Source organism: Sphingomonas sp. GM_Shp_2 (assembly GCF_026540875.1).
GTDB classification, from domain to species: domain Bacteria; phylum Pseudomonadota; class Alphaproteobacteria; order Sphingomonadales; family Sphingomonadaceae; genus Sphingomonas; species Sphingomonas carotinifaciens.
Genome location: NZ_JALNUQ010000073.1, coordinates 1 through 14,505, shown reverse-complemented (window position 1 = coordinate 14,505; position 14,505 = coordinate 1). Strand labels below are relative to the sequence as shown.

Annotated in this window: 10 protein-coding genes; 2 read left to right on the top strand and 8 right to left on the bottom strand. The window is 67.6% G+C overall.

Going from position 1 to position 14,505, the window contains the following annotated elements; translation table 11 throughout:
* The 6 genes from OXR08_RS17780 to OXR08_RS17755 form a co-directional block, all read right to left on the bottom strand.
* On the bottom strand, window positions 1-563 hold a 563-nt coding region (locus tag OXR08_RS17780), incomplete at its 3' end, for a glycosyltransferase (protein WP_267351900.1).
* Window positions 560-988 (bottom strand): pyridoxamine 5'-phosphate oxidase family protein, encoded by a 429-nt coding sequence (locus tag OXR08_RS17775; protein ID WP_267351898.1) that lies wholly within the window; start codon window positions 986-988, stop codon window positions 560-562. The genes OXR08_RS17780 and OXR08_RS17775, both read right to left, overlap by 4 nt.
* 105 nt (window positions 989-1,093) lie before the next feature.
* Window positions 1,094-1,849, bottom strand: coding sequence for a ThuA domain-containing protein (locus OXR08_RS17770; protein ID WP_112383006.1), 756 nt, complete (start codon window positions 1,847-1,849; stop codon window positions 1,094-1,096).
* Window positions 1,846-4,956: a glycosyl hydrolase family 28-related protein gene (locus OXR08_RS17765; protein ID WP_112383005.1), complete on the bottom strand. Its 3,111-nt coding sequence runs from the start codon at window positions 4,954-4,956 to the stop codon at window positions 1,846-1,848. Before OXR08_RS17765 ends, OXR08_RS17770 begins: the two co-directional genes overlap by 4 nt.
* 93 nt (window positions 4,957-5,049) lie before the next feature.
* Window positions 5,050-8,049, bottom strand: a complete 3,000-nt coding sequence (locus OXR08_RS17760) for a TonB-dependent receptor (RefSeq protein ID WP_267351904.1) — start codon at window positions 8,047-8,049, stop codon at window positions 5,050-5,052.
* Between the two features lie 77 nt (window positions 8,050-8,126).
* Complete coding sequence (locus tag OXR08_RS17755) at window positions 8,127-11,141, bottom strand: glycosyl hydrolase family 28-related protein (RefSeq protein ID WP_267351902.1); 3,015 nt, start codon at window positions 11,139-11,141, stop codon at window positions 8,127-8,129.
* A 207-nt stretch (window positions 11,142-11,348) separates the two neighbouring features.
* Here OXR08_RS17755 and OXR08_RS17750 point away from each other — a divergent pair, with 207 nt between their 5' ends.
* Together OXR08_RS17750 and OXR08_RS17745 are read left to right on the top strand one after the other, a co-directional pair.
* A complete protein-coding gene (locus OXR08_RS17750; protein ID WP_267351894.1) occupies window positions 11,349-11,876 on the top strand; it encodes a gluconokinase in 528 nt (175 codons plus the stop codon).
* 43 nt (window positions 11,877-11,919) lie between these two features.
* On the top strand, window positions 11,920-12,438 hold the full coding sequence (locus OXR08_RS17745) for a hypothetical protein (protein ID WP_112383004.1): 519 nt from the start codon (window positions 11,920-11,922) through the stop codon (window positions 12,436-12,438).
* Window positions 12,439-12,700: 262 nt separating this feature from the next.
* Here the strand turns inward: OXR08_RS17745 and OXR08_RS17740 are convergent, their stop codons facing one another.
* The gene (locus OXR08_RS17740) at window positions 12,701-13,378 is read right to left on the bottom strand and encodes an FCD domain-containing protein (protein WP_112383003.1); all 678 of its coding nucleotides are present in this window, start codon (window positions 13,376-13,378) and stop codon (window positions 12,701-12,703) included.
* 22 nt (window positions 13,379-13,400) lie between these two features.
* On the bottom strand, window positions 13,401-14,505 hold a 1,105-nt coding region (locus tag OXR08_RS17735; protein ID WP_267351880.1), incomplete at its 5' end, for a gluconate permease.

The window sequence follows — 14,505 nt, the reverse complement described above, 5'->3', positions numbered from 1 at the left end:
CCGCCCAGCGTGCGATAGACGTACCCGCGCACCCCCAGATTGGCGCCGCTGGCATGATGATGCGTCACCGGCGCTTCCCAACAGACCGGATCCAGCATCCGGCGCAGGGCGAACAGGGCGTCGTAATAGCGCTCGACACGGTCCTGCAGCAGCGAGGCGACATCACCCTCGCGCACCACCCGCCCTGCCACGACATCGGCGCGGGCGAGCCCGGCCAGCATCGCCTCCACCCAGTCCGGCGCCGGCCGGCTGTCCGCGTCGGTGGTCAGGATGATGTCGGCGCCCCCCGCCATCGCCATGGCGCGCCGCCGCGCCAGACCGGCATTGGGCATCCCGCGCTCGACCTCAGCGAGATGCACGCGGGGGCGCGCAACGGACCGATAACGCTCGGCCACGCGCGCGCTGTCGTCGCGGCAGCCATCAAGCAACAGGCACAGGGTCAGCGTACCCCCCGCAGGCAGGACCAACGCCTCCACCGCCTCGAACAGATGCGGCAGCGCTGCGGCCTCGTCCCGCACCGGCACGCAGATCGCGATCGACGACCGCGCAAGCCCGCTCGTCAAAGAGCGATCTCGCCTTCGTCCTGCCCGTCCCAATAACGGATGCGTTTGGCATGCACCGCGATCATGACGATGCTGGGCGTGTCGACGCCCTCGGGGAAATAGCGGTCGAGATCCTTTGTCCAGTGATCAGCGAACTGCGCCTTGTCCTCGATCAGCGTCGCGCGTCCCTCGACCGCGACGAACAGCGGCGGACCACCCAGCATTCCGACTGCGCCGGTATAGCTGAGCAGAACGCGGGGACCGGCCTGGATATCGGCGACCTTGCGCGTATCGCGATAGGAGAAGAAGTAGCTGTCGCCGCGATAATCGACATCGCCATTGTTGCTCATCGGCCGGGCGCTGGTGCCGTCATTTCCGGTGACCAGCATCGCGAAGTCCAGCTTCGCCATCTTGGCAGACAGGTCCTTCAGCGTCAGTTCCGACATCGTCCATCCTTCCCGTCCAGCCACACCCACATAGGTTATGCTGACTGAACGAGCCGGCGGGTCACAAGTTCATGACCCCCGGACGGATATTCGCCGGATCGTGGATCAGCGGCGCGGCATTCCCGTCGACGCCCACCACACGCCCCCCATCAGATGCGCAAGATACTGGGGATCACGGTACATTTCGCCGTTATGGCCGAGCGTCGTCACGAACACGCGCCCCTTTTCATGACCGTGGTGCCAGGCGATCGGATGGTCGCGCCCCATCGGCAGGGACACCTGCTCCGGCCAGATCTTGCGCGGATCGTAACTATTCTCGTCCACCGACAAGACCGTGCTGATATTCACCTTATATGGATTGGTGGTGGTGTAGAACTCGTCGCTCCATATCCAGCGATCGGGCACGCCGAAGGTTGCGGGATGGCTACGGTCGGTGATGGTGACGATACCGGTCTGCAACATCGGATGCACGCCGACCCGCCGGCCCACCAGCCGCTCATACCAGGGCCAGGCCCCCGCCGGCGTGATCGCGGCGCGGTGGACGACGATGGCGTTGCCGCCGCCGCGCATATACGCCTCGAACTTCGCGCGCTGCGCGGGGTTCAGTTCCTCGCCGGGCGTGTTGAGGAACATCACCGCGGCATATTGCGACAGATCGCCGTCGAACGTCTCGGTCTTGTTCGTCCACACCATCTCGAACGCGTGCAGCTTGGCCAGATGCTCCAGGCTGTCGCGCGCGATCGGGATGTATTCGTAGTGATATTTATTGGGAATGGCGAGGACGAGCAGCTTGTATTGCGCCTGCGCCCAGGCAGTGCCGGGGGCGAGAAGCGCGAGGAAAGCGATGGCAAGGCGGATCATGGGCGCACCCGGTACAGCGAATGGTGGGTCAGGATGAACAGCGTGGCCTTGTCCGCCCCGCCGAACACCAGTTGCAGCGGTCGTTCGGGCACGTCGATGCGCCCCAGCGGCTTGCCGTCGGCGCCGTGGACGAAGACCTGCCCGTTGGCGATGAACACACGACCCTGTCCATCCGTGGCGACGCTCTCCCCGCCCCGATCGGCAAAGGGTTTCAGGTCGGTCAGCGCGCCGTTCGCGCCGACCACCGCGCTATAGGTACGCGCTTCTGACGCATTGGCGACATGGATGCGCGTCCCCACCCGCCCCTGGACGAAGCCATAGCTGTCAAGGGCATCGGAAAAGCGCCGCCCGCGAAAATCCGCCGGCCCCTGCTGGAAGGTACGGAATGCGGGCAGCACCACGCTGCCATCGGGCGAGACATAACCCTGCGCTAGCGGCCGGGCAACATCGCGGGCGAACATCTCGGCCAGCGTGGTGAAGCGCATCGTCCCGGGATCCAGCTGGTCGCGGAACTCGCCATTGTTCCACCAGTTGCCCGGCAGCGCGACCGCAGCCCCGCCCGCCGCCAGCGGCGTCGGCGCGATCACCGCCAGTTCCGTTTCCGGCGTGCCGGGGCGGAAGGCGTAGACGGTCCCGTTCCGCCCGGCCGAGGACAGCACCATCAGATTGCCCGAGGCGTCCGCGGTCAGGTTGACGGGATCGAGCGTATTGTCGCGTTCGATCCCCAACCCGGCACCCTCCGACCAGCGATAGATGCGCTGCTGCGTCCGGTCGACGAAGTAGAGCGTGCCGCCCGGTGTCGCCGCGCCCCCGCCTGCGGCATCGAACCCGCCCGCGACCTTCTCGACCACGGCACAGCGCGCGGACGATCCCTGCGTCCCCTGCCGTTCCGATCGCGCGACGTCGAAGCACGAGCCCGTCGCCTGCCCATCCCCGCCGACCGGTGGGGATGAACCCACGTCGAATGTCGCGAACTCCCGCTCGCGCACCTCGCCGCCGGCTCCCATGTCGCGGATCGCGTTCTCGTACGGGAACTTGTTCGCGCGCAAAAAGGTCGCGCAGCCATTCTCGTCGCACGTCCCCAGCCCGCTTTCGGCATTCACATGGACGTTGCGGAACCGGATGTTCTTCGCATTGTACAGCGTCACCGCCGCCGGCTGCGCCTTGAAGGTGCGCGTCACCCGGTATGCGTGCAGGTTGCCGATCAGGATGTCGCGGGAATCGCGGATCTCCAGCGCCACCGCATCCTTGCTCTCGCCACCCTCCTCCTCGGTCTGCGGCGCCAGCAATTCCCAGTTGGCGACGCGGTTCAACGCGATCTCGACCCGCCCGTGATGCTCGGCCGACATCTGGTAGACATGGCCCGGTGTCTCGGTATCCGACACGTAAAGCCCGGCCTGCGCATAGGTGTTGGGCGTCCAGATGTTGTTGAACGTGCCCCCGCCGCCCTTCGTCACCCACAGGCTGGGATATTGCGCGTCCCAGCGCTTCGCCGGATCGGCATCGCCGGTCGCATTGGCGTTGTACGGGATGAAGCGCTTGCCGCCCGCCAGGTCAGTGCCGTGCCCGCCCTGGAACTTCACGTCATCCACCAGCGAGTTCGCGCCGGCCGTCCACAGCAGCGCGGTCGCGCGCGGATTGATCCCGCCGGTAAACAGGCCCAGGCCGGCGACGATCGCATCGCCCCCTTGTGCCGTCTCGACCAGCGCCTTGGGCGCGCCGACGCCCTGATAGGCGGGGGTGCCGTCGGGCAGGATGATCTGCGTCAGATTGGGGTGCAGCGCGACCAGCACGCTGTCCGGCTTCAGGCGCAGGGTATCGGTGACGATGTAGCGCCCGGCTGGGAAGTAGACGACGCGGTGCGTATCGATCGCACGCTGGATCGCGGCGGTATCGTCGGTGTGGTCATCGCCCTTCGCCCCGCCGTCGCGGACGTTGAACCAGTCCGCAGTCGCCGGCAGCGTGCGCAGCGCGGGCGCGCGGCGTTCGGGCAAAGCCGGCACGGCCGCCGCCTCCATCACCGTCCGGTATTCGCCCATCCGGCCATAGCCGGGGACCGCCAGCCCATAGTTGAACGACGCGACCCGGTATGCGGCGCCCGTGCCTGCGACACGGCGCCCGCTGTCGCGGAAGCGCGCAAAAACGGGCGTGCGCGCGGCAAGTGTATTTTCAAACGCGATCTGGGTATAGGCATTGCCTTCGTTCGACACGATCACGCCTGCGCGCGACACATTCTCGAACCGCACATCCTTGCCGAACAGCCAGTCGCCATAACCCTCGTCGATCTCGATTCCGACGGGCGTGTCCCGGATCGCGACGTTGACCATGGTCAGCCCCGCCTCATGCTCGCGGATCGCCGCCTCGCGCTGCCCCTCGAACTTCGCGTCGATCAGCGCGAACGGCCAGGCCGGCGACGGCTTTTCGGTCAATATGCCGTAGCGCCCGCCCCGGAAATGCAGGTCCTGTCCGATATTGCCGACCTGGTAGAGCGCCGCCAGCCCCGATCCGATGTCGAAATCCATGTGGCTGACGAACGCATGCTGCGCGGCGTGGAAACGGATCGCGGTCGCCGCGGCGTTGTTCGCGCCGATGCTCACATCGATGTTGCTGATCCCCGAATAGAAGGTGCCGGGATTGGCGTCGGCGATCTGCGGGTCGAACGGCACGCTGCCCTGCACCGGGAAGGCCACGCGCGTCCGCCCCGTCACGCTGCGCCCGTCGTCGCTGCGCACCCCCTCGCCGTTGCGCCGCGCACCGGCAAAGACGATCATCGTCGCCAGCCCGCGCTGAAAGCCGGGCGTGCGCGCGCCCAGCACGATGCGCGGCCGCGTCTCCCCCGTTCCGAACAGCCGCACGCCCGGCCACAGGAAGACGGTGCGCGTGATCCGATAGGTGCCGGCGGGAAGGAAGACGATCCCCCCGCCGCCCTGGTCCGCCGCGGCATCGATCGCCTGCTGGATCGCGGCCGTGTCATCCGCCCGCCCGTCGCCCACGCCGCGCACCGTCGTCGCCCGCGCATCGACCGGCGCGGTCTGCAACACCGACACCCCTTGCGCCTGCGCCGCCCCTGCGCTTGCGAGCAGTACCGCCAGTGTACCAAATGCCATCCGCCTCACCGCCGCCGTCTCCTCAAGGCCGAAAAAAGAGGTCCCGGCCGAAGCCGAGACAGGTTGGGGAACCATCAAACCATTGGAATAGCGTTAGAAGTTGAAACGCACACCCACACGGTACACGCGGCCGATAATGTCATACAGCGCCGGGTTGATATCCACGCCGGTATTGGTCTGCGGCGAGGGGGTGGGGTCGCGATTGAACAGGTTATCGACCTTGAAATAGGCGTTCAGCGCCTTGGTCAGCGTGTAGCTGCCACCGACGTCGAAGTAGAAGGCACCCTTCATCCGGTTGAAATCGATCGTCGGTGCGTTGGCGGTGGAGACCGGGCAACTCGACTGGCAGACGACATACTGGTTGCCGAACACCCCGTCGCTGAACCAGCGCTGCTGAAAGAAGATCGAGAATTCGTCCTGGGTATAGGTCTCCGTCGTCAGCCACTTCCATGACGGCGTATTGCCCGAATTGGCGCCCGCGCTGTCCACCGGTACCGCACCGGGCAGGCCGAGGTCGGTGACGAAGTTGATGACGTGCGTCGCCAGCCCGCGCACCGTGAAGCGTCCGGGCAGGCCCAGCGGCTGGCGGATCTGGTAGCTCGCCTCGATATCAAAGCCCTCAGTGCGGATCGAGGCAAGGTTGAACGGCTGGACGTCGACGAAATTGCCCTGGTTGTTCGCCCCTTGCAGGAAGAAGCCACCGCACAATTCGGTCACGCCCTGTTGGCAGAAATTCACCTTCTGCTGCGCCGACACTGCCTGGATCAGCCCGCGGACCTTGATCTTGTAATAGTCGAACGACAGGCTGAGCCCCGGCAACCAGCTCGGCTGCGCATAGACGACGCCCAGTTCGGTGTTGCGTGCGGTTTCCGGCCGCAAATTGGGGTTGCCGATCGTGTTCTGCGTGATCGTGACCGAGGTGTTGTTGAACGGGTCGGTGAAGTTGGGCACCGTCACTGCGATCGGTGCGGCGAACAGCTCGGACAGGTTGGGCGCACGCACGTCGCGCGAGGTGACGGCGCGCAGCCGCAATCCGTCGATCGGCGTGTCATAGGTGCCGCCCACCTTCCACGCATAGACGGTGCCCGACGTGCTGTAATTGGTCGCGCGCCCCGCCACGTTCAGGTTCGCCCGCCCCAGGGCCGGGGTGTTGAGCAGCGGCACGTTCAGTTCGAGATAGCTTTCCAGCACGTTGTAGCTGCCGCGGCCGCTATGGTAATTGCCGGCGTACCAGTTGTTGCCTTCTGGGTTCAGCACCGGATCGAAGGGGTAGAGGTCGTTGTACGGCGTGCCAGGCAGCGGCCCGTTGCCATAGGGGTCCGACGTCACGTGATAGAATTCGTGACGATATTCCAGGCCCGTCGCGATCGATACCGGTCCCGCCCAGGTCGACAGCGGATCGCCCGACAGGTTGGCGCTGAACACGTCCTGGGTCTGGCGAGTATGCTGGAACGGCCCGTTGGCGGGTTGCAGATAGGACAGCGCCGCGGATGACGGTGTCGCCCCGCCGAAGATGTTGAGCGGCTGGCAGCCATTGGCGCGTGCGGTCGGATCGCGGCACACGATCACGCCGTTCACGTTCACCGCATCGATCGCCTGCAGATAGCGCCGGGGGACGAGCATGTTGTTCACCGTGATATCGGTGATGTTCTCGCCATGCTCATAATAGGCGTCGTAGCGCCAGTCCGTCCCGAACCCCGACACTTTGCCCGTCGCCCCGCCGACGAAGCGATATTGCTTGCGCGAGGGGAACACCTCGATGTTCGGCAGGATCGCGTTGGTCACGCCGTAGCGGAAGCTGGTGATGTTGTTCGCCGCGCACAGCCCGGTGATCGCGCTCGGCAGGAACGCGTTGACGCAGTTGATGGTCAGGCTGGTCTGCGCCGCCCCCGGATTGGGCTGGTTGCTGGTATCCACCTGCGAGATATTGACGGTGGCGTAGATCTCGTTGTCGGCATCCAGGTCGAAGCCCAGCCGGCCATAGCCGTTATACCGCTCCAGCCTGGATTTCAGCGTGGTGCCGATGCCGACATTGCCGGACAGGTCGCCCCCGATGCAAAAACCCACATAGCATCCCGCGACATCGCCATTGGTGTTGCGCCGCGGCACCCCGTTCGAGCCATAGTTGAAGTTGAACGGCTGGCCGTTGGCGTCGAAGGCGATGCCCTGGAGCGGCCCGGCATTGATCAGGCCATAGCGCGTATATTGATAGGCCTGGGCATGTTCGCGGTAGTTGAACTGCGGCGCGCCGTCATTGGTGATGCCGCGGTTGACCAGGGTCGCGGTGGTGTACCAGTCGCGCCCCGCCGGCCCTTCCTCGCCATAGCCGCCCGGGCCCACCCCTTCCTCGCGCGCATATTCGCCGCTGACGATCAGGTGCAGCCGGTCGCCCAGGAACGACGTGCCGAAGGCGAGCTGCGCCAGCACGCTTTCGTCGTCGCCATAGTCGCTGATGCCACCCTGGACGTTGCCCTTCACCCCCTTGAAGCGCTTGTTGGTGACGAAGTTGACCACGCCGCCCACCGCGTCGGAGCCGTAGGAGGCGGACGCGCCGCCCGTCACCACGTCGACCCGCTCGATCAGCAGCTGCGGGAACTGGCTGATGTCGGGCACGCCCGTCACGTTCGCGCCGACGACCCGCTGCCCGTCGAGCAGGGTCAGCGTGCGGATCGTCCCCAGTCCACGCAGCGAGAAGGAACTGAGCCCCTGCGACCCGCTCGACGTGCTGTTGGTGCCGGTGGTGACGCCGCTCGATCCTTGCAGCGACGGCAGTTGCGCGATCGTGTTGAAGATGTTGGGCTGCGCGTTCAGTGCCAGTTGCTCGGCCCCGATCACCGTGGTCGGCGTCGGCGCCGCAAAACCGCTGGAGACGATGCGCGATCCCGTCACCACGATGTCGGGCGCGGGACCGGCATCTTCGCTCTGCGGCGGCGCTTCCGGCGCGATCGTCGCGGGGCCGTTCTCCGGCGCGCCGGGCAGCGCCTGTACCGGCTCTGCCGGTGCGGGATTGGCGGGGGCGGGCTGCACCTGCGCGGCGGCGGGCACCGCAAGGGCCGCGACCATCAGCGAGGCGAGCGAGGCGGTGGCAAACATCCGCCGGCGCGACGGCGGCAAGGGATCGATCTCGGTCACGGGGCTTCCTCTCCTGGCTTTTATGATTGGGCGCACGCTCACAGCGCCGCGGCGTAGAGCGCGTGGTGGGTCAGGATGAACAGCGTGCGCCCGCCCTCCCCGCCGACCAGCAGTTGCAGCGGCCGCTCGGGCACGTCGATCCGCCCCAGCGGCGACCCGTCGGCGGCGTAGGCGAAGACCTGCCCGTTCGCGACGAACACGCGCCCCTGTGCGTCGCGCACCACGCTTTCGCCGCCCCGGTCGGCAAAGGGCCTGAGGTCGGTGAGGGCACCCCCCGCCGCCACCGTGCCGCTATAGGTCCGGTTCTCCGACGCGTTGGTGACGAACACTCGCTCGCCCACCTTGGCCGAGACGAAGCCATGCGCCTGCAACGTATCCGACCAGCGCCATCCCACCCGGTCCGGCGTCCCCTGCTGGAAGGTGCGGAACGCGGGCAGCACCAGGCTGCCGTCCGTCGAGGCATACCCTTGCGCCTTGGGCATGCCGGCGTCGCGCACGAACATCTCGCCCAGCGTCGTGAAATGATCGGTCGCCGGGTCATACTGGTCACGGAATTCGCCGTTGTTCCACCAGTTGACCGGCAACAGCATCCGCGCATCGGCGCGCGCGGCGATCGGCCCCGGCGTCAACGGCGTGACAACGGTCGGCGGCCCCTTGGGATCGATCTGGTAGACGCTGGCGGCCGGACCGTAGGAGGACAGCACCAGCAGCTTGCCCGATGCATCGATCCCCAGATTGACCGGGTCGAGCGACTGGTCCGCCACCACTTCCAGCTTCTTCGCCTCGGTCCAGCGCAGGATCCGCTGGAAGCGCCGCTCGATGAAATACAGCGCACCCGCCGCATCCACCGCCCCGCCGGACAGCGACCAGAACCCGTCCGCCAGCTTCCTCACCGGCCCGCCCAGCGTCGCCACCGCCGGCGTCGCGGGTGCCGCCGGCACGTCCAGCGCCGCGAACTCGCGCTCGCGCACGTCCAGTCCATGCGTCTCGTCCCGGATCGCATTCTCGAACGGGAATTTGCTCGCCCGCAGGAATGTGCCGCAGCCGTTTTCATCGCAGGTCGCAAAGCCGCTTTCCGCATTCACGTGCACGTTGCGGAAACGGATGTCGGACGAATTGAACAGCTTCACCGCCGCCACCGCCGGGTGAAAATTCCGCGTCACGCGGTAAGCATGGTAATTGGCGAACAACAGGTTGCGCGAGTTGCGGATCTCCAGCGAGACCGCGTCCATCCCCTCGCCCACTTCCTGCTCGGTCTGCGGCGCCAGCAGCTGCCAGTTCTCGACATTGTCGAACACGAATTCGTTGCGCACATGATGTTCGACCGACATCTCGTACACGCGCCCCGGCACGCGCGTGTTGCTGACGTAGAAGCCCGCGCTGGCAAAGGTGTTGGGGCTCCAGATGTCGAAAAAGGTGCCGCCGCCCCCTTCCACCCAGATGCTGGGATATTGCGCGTCCCAGCGATTGTCGGACACCGGATCGCCGCTGGATGCACGGCGCGACCCTTGCGGCTTGCCATCCGCGGTCGGGGTGCCGCCCCCGCCCATGATCTTCACGTCGTTGAGCAGGCTGGTCTCGCCCGATCGCCACAGCACCGCTGCCGCGCGCGGGTTGATCCGCCCGGTGAACAGGCCCAGCCCGGACACGATGTTGCGCCCGCCCTCGGGCGTCTCCACGATCGGCACCACGCTGCCGATCCCGGCGTGGCGTGCATTCTCGTCCGGGATCACCAGTTGCGTCTTGGCCGGGTGCAGGCCCAGCAGCACCGTATCGGGCCGCAGGCGCAGCGTGTCGGTCACCATGTAGAAGCCGCTCGGGAAATACAGCACCCGGTGCGTGTCGATCGCGCGCTGGATCGCCGCGGTATCGTCGGTCCGGCCGTCGCCCGCCACGCCCAGCGTCTTCACATTGGTCCAGCTTGCCGTGCCCGGCAGCGCGCGGATCGTCGGGGCGGGTGCGGCCGGCATGCGGCGCAGCGGCTCGATCTTCACCTCGGTCGCCGTGGTGCCGACGCTTTCCAGCCCGTTGACCTTCACCCCGTGACTGAACGCTGCCACACGGTACGCGCCCTGGCGCCCCGCGATCATCCGCCCGCCCTCGGCAAAGCGCACCAGCGTCGGCGTGTTGACCGCGACCGCGCCGTCTAGCCCGACCTGCGTGAACACGCTCTTCTCGTCGCCGATCGACAGCGCCGCGCGCGACACATTCTGCAGCCTCAGCCCCTTGGCCCAGAAGCTGTCGCCATACCCCTTGTTGATCTCGATCCCGACAGGCGTGTCGCGGATCGAGACGTTGACCATCGTCAACGCCGCCTCATGCTCGCGGATCGCGGCATCGCGCTGCCCGTCGAAGCTGGAATCGAGAAGGGTGAACTGCCAGGCGGGCGAGGTCTTCTCGGTGACGATGCCATAGCGGCCGCCGTGGAAGTGCACGTCCTCCATGACGTTGCCCGCCTGGTAGACGCCGGCGAACGCCGACCCCAGGCGGAATTCCATATGGCTCAGGAAACCGTGCTGCGCCACGCGGAAGCGCACGCCCGCCGCGCCCTCATTGCCCCGGCCGATCTCGATATCGACGTTGCTCATCGAGGAATAGAAGGTCGCCGAATTGGCATCGCGGACCTTCTTGTCGCGCGGCACCACGGTCGGGACCGGCACCGGTACGTCGCCGACCGAATATTGGTCGCCACCTGAAAACACGATCATCGTCGATACGCCCTGCTGGAAGCCCGGCGTATCGTCCGCCAGCAGGATCACCGGGCGGGTGCGCCCGGTGCCGAAGACGCGCACCCCGATCGGCACCACTAGCGTGCGGGTGATCCGGTAGCGGCCCGACGGCAGGAAGACGATGCCATGCCCGTTCTTGTCGCTGGCGCTGTCCAGCGCGCGCTGGATCGCATCGCTGTCGTCGGTGCGGCCGTCGCCTGCGCCCTGTACCACCACCGCGCTGGGATCGTCGGGCCGCGCGATCATGACCGAACCGGGCTGGATCGCGGCACTCGCCGGCAGGGACGCGGCTAGGGGCGCCGCCACCAGCATCGTCGTCACCATGAACATGCCTGCGCGCATCCGCGTTTCCCCTTGGATCATGGGGGAGTGCTTCCCCTCTATTCGCGACGATAGACGGGCCGATTGGCCCCGGCATCCGGGACCATGGTCTTAATTTCGGGCCGCGGATCAACGGGATAGACAAAGGAGATTATGGTGGAAGGATGTGCCGTGGATCGACGGAGCGGGGTGCGTCCCCAGGCTGGCCCCATGGCGGTCGTGGTGATGGGCGTCAGCGGCAGCGGCAAGTCGACGCTGGGCGCGGCGCTTGCCGCCGCCTCGCACTGCCCGTTTCTGGAAGGGGATGATTTCCACGACGCCGATGCCGTTGCCAAGATGCGCGGCGGCCACCCGCTGGACGACGCCGATCGCTGGCCGTGGCTGGACCGGCTCGGCCGCGCGCTGGGCGATGCCGCACGCGATCACGGCCGCGCCGTCGCCGCCTGCTCGGCGCTGAAGACCGTATATCGCGAACGCCTTGCCGCAGCGGCCGGGGGCCGGACCCGCTTCGTCCTGCTCGACAACGACCGCGACGTGCTGCTCCACCGCCTGTCGAACCGGCCCGGCCATTACATGCCGGCCAGCCTGCTCGACAGCCAGCTGGAGACGCTGGAGCGTCCCCGGCCGGACGAACCGGTGCTGACACTCGATTCAAGCCTTGCGCCCAGCGACTTGTGCGAACGCGCGATGGCATGGCTGGAACCCCCCGCCCCCGGCACGGGTTTGTCGTTCCGTTAGAAGGCTTTGCGGTCAGCAACAGCCGAACGGAAGGACGCAGGATATGACCCAGGCATCAGCCCTTTTCGACACCCATGCCGAAGCCGAACGCGCCGTATCCGACCTGCGCACGCTCGGCGTGCGCGACGCGGACCTGTCGGTGATCGCGCATCACGACGGCACCACCACCGCACGCTCGGGCGACGGTGAGATCACCGACGAGCATCATCGCAACGTCATTCGCGGCATCCTGGGCGGCGGTGCACTCGGCGCCGGCCTCGGCGTCGCCGCGCTCGCCATCCCCGGCGTCGGCCCGCTGGCGGCAGCAGGCGCCATCGCCGCCTCCGCGGTGCCCGAAGCCGTCGGCATCGGCGCCATCGCCGGCGCGCTGGGCGGCACCCTCAACGAAACGCTGACCAAGCACGGGGTCAGCAAGGAAGACGCCGGCTATTACGGCGACCGGCTGAAGACGGGCGGCGTGCTGGTCACGGTGTCCAACACCGGCCTTGCCGAAACCGAGCTGCAGGAAGTCCTCTACCGCAACGGCGGCCACAACGCGGCACAGGCCCGTACCGCATTGTAACGTAATTCCCTTTCCCCTCTCCCCTGTGGGGAGGGGGGCCCCCGCCCGAGCCGTGATCACTTTACGTTGATCCGGTGGTGCCGAGTAGAGATCGAGTAGCGCCGAAGGAGCGTATCGAGAGCGCGTATCGAGGCACCGCCCCGCGCGCCACCCTGTCTCTCGATACGAACGGGCAGATGGTTCGACCTCCAGGTCACTGGCTCCAAAGGCAGTGGGGGTGAGGGGCCACCAGGCAGCGCAACACCGCATGGCACCCCAAACCTCACGGCATCAACCGCTTGCGCCCTTCCGACAGATGCCACCGCATCGCCAGCGCCGCGGCATCGGCGTCCTGCGCGCGGATGGCATCGACGATCATCTCATGCTCGCGCATCATCGCCCCGATCACCTCGGGCGGCCTTGACCGCGAGATATCGACCCCGGCGCGCATCACCCGCTCCACATCCGGGAACAGCGCGTCGAACGTCGCCAGGAACGCCGGGTTCGCGGTCGCCAGCACGATCGCGCGGTGCAGGGCCATGTCCTCGTCATGGGCCGGCGCGCTCGACAGCAGCGTGGCCCGCAACGCCGCCAGCGCCGCATCGATCGCCGCCATGTCGTGGCCCGATCGCCGCGTCGCCGCCAGCCGCGCCGCCTCCGCCTCCAGCACGAAGCGCACCTCATAGGTACCCAGCGTCGCCGACAGCCCTTGCGTCGGCATATAGGCGAGCATCCGGTCCGATGGCCGGCTCTTCACGAACGACCCCGCGCCGCGCCGTGCCTCGGTGATCCCGTCCGACGCCAGCCGTGCCAGCGCCTCGCGCACGATGGTGCGCGACATGCCGAACCGCTCGGCCAGGCTCGCCTCGGACGGCAGGCGGTCGCCCACCGCCAGGTCGTCGGCATCGATCAGCTCGACGATCCCGGTATAGGCGCGGTCCGCCAGCCTGTCCTGCGTCATGCCTCTCGCCCCTCTGCCGGCGTCAGAATAGCCGGCTTCCGGCCAGCACCAACAGCAATCCCAGCACCGAGATCGCGGTTTCCAGCATCGACCAGGTGCGGAACGTCCCCGCCGTGGTCGTGCCCAGATAGCCCTTGACCAGCCAGAAGCCCGGATCGTTGACATGGCTGAAGAACACCGACCCCGCGCCGATCGCCAGCACCGTCCATTCCGGCGACGCCCCGGTCGCCGCCACCACTGCCGGCATCATTCCGGCGGTGGTGATCGTGGCGACGGTCGCCGACCCGGTCGCCAGCCGGATGCACACCGCGATCCCCCAGGCCAGCACCAGCGGCGAGATCATGCTCCCGTCCGACGCGCGCACCAGCAGGTCCGCCAGTCCCATCGTTACCAGCACCTGCTTCAGCGCGCCGCCCGCCCCGATCGACAGCAGGATCGCGCCGGCCGGCGCCATCGCCTCCGTCCAGATCGCCCCCTGCACCGGCGCGCGCAGCGCCCCCCGCCCGAACAGCAGGGGCAACGCCGCCAGACTCGCGATCAGCAGCGCCAGGATCGGATTACTGGCCACGGACAACCAGGCGAAATTCGGTGCGATAGCGGGCGGCAGCAATCCCTCCACCTGCCCACCCGCGATCAGCACGACGGGCAGCAGCACGACCGCGATCGTCCGCCATACGGGCGGCGGCACGACGGCGGAGGGCGCCGCGGCCAGTGCGGGCTCCCCCGGCGGCAATCCGCGCGCGGTGATCCGCGCCAGCAACGGCCCGGCGACGATACCCGTCGGCACCGCCACCGCCAGACCGTACAGCATCGTCCGCCCCAGATCGGCGCCCAGCACCTCCACCGCCAGCAACGGCCCCGGATGCGGCGGCACCAGCGCGTGCACCACCGACAGACCGGTCACCGCCGCCAGCAGCACCTGCAACCGCGCCGCATGGCTCGTCCCCACCGGCAACGCCGCGGCCGCCGACGCCACGATCGGCAGCAGCAGCACCAGCCCCGTCTCGAAGAACAGCGGCAACCCGATCACCATGGCGACGCCCAGGCTCGCCCACGGTGCCGCTCCCGGCGGACACAGCTTCAGCGTCGCCTTGGCCAGGGCCCCCGCCCCGTTCGACACCTGCAGC

What these genes read in the sequence shown, in the direction of transcription:
- OXR08_RS17750 (WP_267351894.1), top strand. Translation starts at nt 11,349, where the DNA reads ATGGCGGTCGTGGTGATGGGCGTCAGCGGCAGCGGCAAGTCGACGCTG.
- OXR08_RS17755 (WP_267351902.1), bottom strand. Translation starts at nt 11,141, where the DNA reads ATGGTGACGACGATGCTGGTGGCGGCGCCCCTAGCCGCGTCCCTGCCG.
- OXR08_RS17740 (WP_112383003.1), bottom strand. Translation starts at nt 13,378, where the DNA reads ATGACGCAGGACAGGCTGGCGGACCGCGCCTATACCGGGATCGTCGAG.
- OXR08_RS17775 (WP_267351898.1), bottom strand. Translation starts at nt 988, where the DNA reads ATGTCGGAACTGACGCTGAAGGACCTGTCTGCCAAGATGGCGAAGCTG.
- OXR08_RS17770 (WP_112383006.1), bottom strand. Translation starts at nt 1,849, where the DNA reads ATGATCCGCCTTGCCATCGCTTTCCTCGCGCTTCTCGCCCCCGGCACT.
- OXR08_RS17760 (WP_267351904.1), bottom strand. Translation starts at nt 8,049, where the DNA reads ATGTTTGCCACCGCCTCGCTCGCCTCGCTGATGGTCGCGGCCCTTGCG.
- OXR08_RS17745 (WP_112383004.1), top strand. Translation starts at nt 11,920, where the DNA reads ATGACCCAGGCATCAGCCCTTTTCGACACCCATGCCGAAGCCGAACGC.
- OXR08_RS17765 (WP_112383005.1), bottom strand. Translation starts at nt 4,956, where the DNA reads ATGGCATTTGGTACACTGGCGGTACTGCTCGCAAGCGCAGGGGCGGCG.